This window comes from [Lactobacillus] rogosae (assembly GCA_900112995.1).
GTDB lineage: Bacteria > Bacillota > Clostridia > Lachnospirales > Lachnospiraceae > Lachnospira > Lachnospira rogosae.
Genome location: FONU01000044.1, coordinates 1 through 4,570, shown reverse-complemented (window position 1 = coordinate 4,570; position 4,570 = coordinate 1). Strand labels below are relative to the sequence as shown.

3 protein-coding genes and 1 tRNA gene are annotated in these 4,570 nt (G+C 34.6%); 2 read left to right on the top strand and 2 right to left on the bottom strand.

Going from position 1 to position 4,570, the window contains the following annotated elements; all coding sequences use genetic code 11:
- A tRNA-Lys gene (locus BM157_RS12730) sits at nucleotides 1-73 on the bottom strand.
- A 213-nt stretch (nucleotides 74-286) separates the two neighbouring features.
- Here BM157_RS12730 and BM157_RS12725 point away from each other — a divergent pair.
- Nucleotides 287-1,558, top strand: coding sequence for an AI-2E family transporter (locus BM157_RS12725; protein ID WP_090141452.1), 1,272 nt, complete (start codon nucleotides 287-289; stop codon nucleotides 1,556-1,558).
- A 395-nt stretch (nucleotides 1,559-1,953) separates the two neighbouring features.
- Here the strand turns inward: BM157_RS12725 and trmB are convergent, their stop codons facing one another.
- A complete protein-coding gene (gene trmB, locus BM157_RS12720) occupies nucleotides 1,954-2,592 on the bottom strand; it encodes a tRNA (guanosine(46)-N7)-methyltransferase TrmB (protein ID WP_022503124.1) in 639 nt (212 codons plus the stop codon).
- 288 nt (nucleotides 2,593-2,880) lie between these two features.
- Here trmB and BM157_RS12715 point away from each other — a divergent pair, with 288 nt between their 5' ends.
- Nucleotides 2,881-4,386 carry a D-alanyl-D-alanine carboxypeptidase family protein gene (locus BM157_RS12715; RefSeq protein WP_055177395.1) on the top strand — a complete coding sequence of 502 codons (1,506 nt, stop codon included), beginning with the start codon at nucleotides 2,881-2,883 and terminating at the stop codon, nucleotides 4,384-4,386.
- Nucleotides 4,387-4,570: the final 184 nt, after the last annotated feature.

The window sequence follows — 4,570 nt, the reverse complement described above, 5'->3', positions numbered from 1 at the left end:
TGCACCGCCAGGGGTTCGAACCCTGGACACCCTGATTAAGAGTCAGGTGCTCTACCAACTGAGCTAGCGGTGCATATATTATTATGTTACAACTGCCGTAACAACAAAAAATATATTAACGTGTTATTAACAAAAAAGCAAGCCTTTTTTTGTATTTATTTAAAAACAATATAATTTTTTTTATTATTTTTAATAATATTTAACTATTATGGGGTTTTTTTAACCGCTTATATGGAGTACAATATTCTTGATATATCCTTAATTAAATAAGATTGCGAGGATTTGTATGGATAAAGACAATAATAACGATACAAGCTATTTTAATTCACCTGATAATAATAACTCCGCTGGTGACAACCACATTGTATACAAGAATAAGTTCCAGCCCAACAGCAGATATTTTACTATTGTAATATACGGACTCTTATTTGTCCTTGGTGCAATACTTATATTCAAGCTTATTGGCGGGTTTAATAACACACTTAATATTATCAAATACATTTTTAATGTTATATCACCATTTGTAATTGGTGCGTTCATATCATTTATATTATACCCACTTGTAAGATTTTTCTACAGACATTTGTTCAAGGAAAAATGCCATTTGAAGTCGGACAAGCTTTCTAAATATCTTTCGATACTTATAACTTACATTATTGCAATCGGAATTATTACAATCCTTATGGTATTTATAATTCCTCAATTGTATACAAGCATTACCGATATCGTGGACAAGCTTCCAGTGTGGTACAACAATATCACTGGCCTTGTTAATTCATTTGAAGATAAACACGCTGACCTGGGATTTATTGATTATGCAGTCATTAATGAACAATTAAACAACCTTTACCCTAAGGTTATATCATATCTTACAGATATGCTTACCAATCTGCTCCCATATGTAGTTAATACATCTATGGCTATTGTTAAGGGACTGGTCAACCTCATAATTGCAATTATGGTTTCTGTGTATATGATATCTGACCACAAGAATATATTCTACAATTTTAAGCGTGTGCTTTATGCTGTATTTCCGAAAAATGCGGCTGATACTACAAGAAAGATATGCAGGGAAAGTGGTACTATTTTCTTAAAATTTATGTATGGCAAGGCACTTGACTCATTAATAATCGGTATCATCTGCTTTATATGTATGACTATATTCAAGTTCCCTTACACGGTGCTTATAAGCGTTATCGTTGGAATTACTAATATGATTCCTTACTTTGGACCTTACATCGGTGGTGTTATGGGCGGTATCATAATTGTTATTGTAAATCCTATCCAAGTTATATTCTTTGCAATCCTGATACTTGTTATACAACAGTTTGACGGACTTTTCCTTGGTCCTAAGATACTTGGCGAAAGCACAGGACTTAAGCCTCTGTGGGTTATATTCGCAATTGTTGTGGGTGGAGCACTTTTCGGCGTATTAGGAATGTTCCTCGGTGTTCCTGTTATGGCAGTTATATGCTATATTACGAACCTTGTAGTCGAGCATTTCCTCAAAAAACGTAATATCAGTGTCCAGCCTTACGATTCACCCGATGAAATGTAGAATCAAAAAATTATGGCTGCTGACCTTGATATGTACCTTTATTACTGATTTTTTCAGTATTACCAGTACATATATCTTAAGGTCAGCAGCCATTTATTATTTTATATATTTCATCCCACGACCTCTTAAAACGCACAATCCTGCGGTTTAATCTATTGTGGTAATAAATGTACTCATTAAGTCTGTTAATCGGATTACACCTGTTACAATGTCTGTGATATCCCATACCATTTCCTTTCCTGAATATAATATATTCTTAAAATATTAGTTAAAAACGTTTCTACTATATAATATTCAACAAAGTCATATGTGATACTAATACATTTAATTATCTTACAATAACATTTTAATCTATTTTATTAACGGCCTGATATGTATTAATAATTCAATCTATCTTATCTGTCTGCAATAAGCTTGCATATAGGATTTCCCATATCTGAGAATTTCTTCTCGTATTCTGTCATAACATTTCCTTCATTAAGCCTTTCGTCACTGTGAAGGTCATAAGTACACTCTACAAGATTCCAGCCAGCTTCCTTTACTTCCTCAACTGAAAAGTCAAACAGTACCCTATTGTCTGTCTTGAATTCAACCCTGCCCTCTTTTTTAAGCATTTTGTCATATCTTGCAAAGAACTGTCTTGATGTAAGTCTTCTCTTAGCATGTCTGTCCTTTGGCCATGGGTCTGAGAAATTAAGATATATTCTATCCACTTCATCAACACCAAACACTTCATTAATATTCTCTGCATCCATTCTTATAAATCTTAAGTTAGGAAGCTGTAATTCGTCCTGCTTCTCAACTGCTCTTAATAGTACGCTTGAATACTTCTCTATTCCAACATAATTAATATCTGGATTCATCCCTGCAAGAGTTGTTATAAATGTTCCCTTTCCCATTCCAATCTCTATATGTATAGGGTTATCATTTCCAAATACCTCTTTCCAGGTTCCGCACATTCCCTCTGGTTCCGTGAATACATATTCGTTCTCAACCATAACTTCTCTTGCACCCGGTACATTTCTTAATCTCATAATAATCTCCATTCATTCTTTATACTGTATAAGCTTACAACCATTTTTATAACATCAAACCAAGATATTTTACTTTAATATAATAAGTATGTCAAAGGTAAATTAAAACATCACCAAAATCCCATTCCACACAGCTTTAAATATTCGCCTGCAAATTTAGTTTCATAATCTTAATAAATATGTTAATATTACAAGCAAATATGTATAATATGAACATATCAGTATAATAAATGGCATTTTGTGCCTTTAACACTTACTTCATAATATCATTAACGATGGGAGATTGTAATGTTTAATAATTCTAATAAAACAACGAAACACTCTGTTAATAAGTGTTCAGTTCTATTTAATAAATTCAGAAAATGCCTTGTAAGAACTGCAAGCATTATTACCTGTACAGCAATTGTGGCAACATCTGTAACACCAGCTTTTGCAGCTGGAATAACAAGCGGAACAACTGCCGCCAGCAGCTATGTTATATCTAATGGAACAACTGCTGCCAAGAGTTCTGTTATATCTAACGAGGTATCAACAGACACTTCTGTTTCGTGGCCACAGGCTCCGGATATTACCTGTGAGAGTGCAATATTAGTCGATGCAGATACAGGCTCTATACTATACGAAAAAGATGCACACCGTAAGTGCTATCCAGCTTCAACAACTAAAATCCTTACAGGACTTCTTACTATTGAGAACTGTAATCTCAGTGATACACTTACATTTTCTACTGCCGCAGCTAATTCAATTAATCCGATTGAAGATGCCAACCTTGGTATGAAGGCCGGGGAAGAACTTACTGTTGAACAGGCCTTATATGCACTTCTTCTGTATTCAGCCAATGAAGTTGCATATGCACTTGCTGAGAAAGTCGCTGGCTCAATAGATGCGTTTGTGGATATGATGAATAATAAAGCTCGTGAGCTTGGTGCAATTGAAACACATTTTGCTAATGCCAGTGGCCTTTACAATCCTAACCACTACACAAGTGCTTACGATATGGCTATGATTGCACGAGGCTGTTATAACAACGCTTCGTTTGTAAACATTGACTCAACTTCCTCAAGCTATACAATTCCTGCCACTAATGTAACATCTACACCCAGAACAATAAAACACCGTCATAAGATGCTTAAAGGACGCGAGTTCTACTATGAATACTGCAAAGGTGGAAAGACCGGATTTACTGATGAATCTTTAATGACTCTGGTAACATTTGCTGAAAAAGATGGAATGAGGCTTATATGCGTTGTATTCCGTTCACCAGATGACTCTACAAGATTTATAGATACACGTTCATTATTTGACTGGGGATTTAATAACTTTAAGAAATCGACTACATCTGACACACAGATAAGCTCGTTATTCTCTACTGATAACTACTACTCATCAGATGTATTTAATAAGTCAAAACTTAACTTTAATATGAATGCCTCATTTATAACAATTCCTAACAGCGGTTCAACTTCAAGCGTTACAATGAGCCTTGATAAGAATTACGATATAACTAATGAGCAGGGCAGGCTTGCCGCTAAGCTTAATTATCTTTATGGTGATAATGTTGTTGGTTCTACCACACTCTCCATAACAGGCGGTGATAATTCCAATGAAAGCCTTCTGCCATACCTTAGTGCCAAGAACAACTCAACACAGTTATCACCAAAACGCTGTATTAAGATTAATATATGGGTTATAGCTGGAATTGTAGCTGTAATACTTATTATATTTACAATTATTAACAATGCTTCACTTTCTAAGAAACGTAGTAAATACTCTAAGCGCAAGCTCCGTTTCTAGAAAATCACCAAAATACTACAAAAGGGTTACTGCCCTAACCAGACAATCATTAGCTGAATGTCTTTTGGTCAAAGCAGTAACCCTTTTTATTTTAATTAATTATATTATTTGTGCAGCTTTTCAGCACATATAAAGTTCCGTAAGGAACTTTTAAGATGAGCACTTTTGTGCTCATTATACCATA

Excerpts from the sequence above, each read along its gene's own strand:
- trmB (WP_022503124.1), bottom strand. The coding sequence starts at position 2,592 with ATGAGATTAAGAAATGTACCGGGTGCAAGAGAAGTTATGGTTGAGAAC.
- BM157_RS12715 (WP_055177395.1), top strand. The coding sequence starts at position 2,881 with ATGTTTAATAATTCTAATAAAACAACGAAACACTCTGTTAATAAGTGT.
- BM157_RS12725 (WP_090141452.1), top strand. The coding sequence starts at position 287 with ATGGATAAAGACAATAATAACGATACAAGCTATTTTAATTCACCTGAT.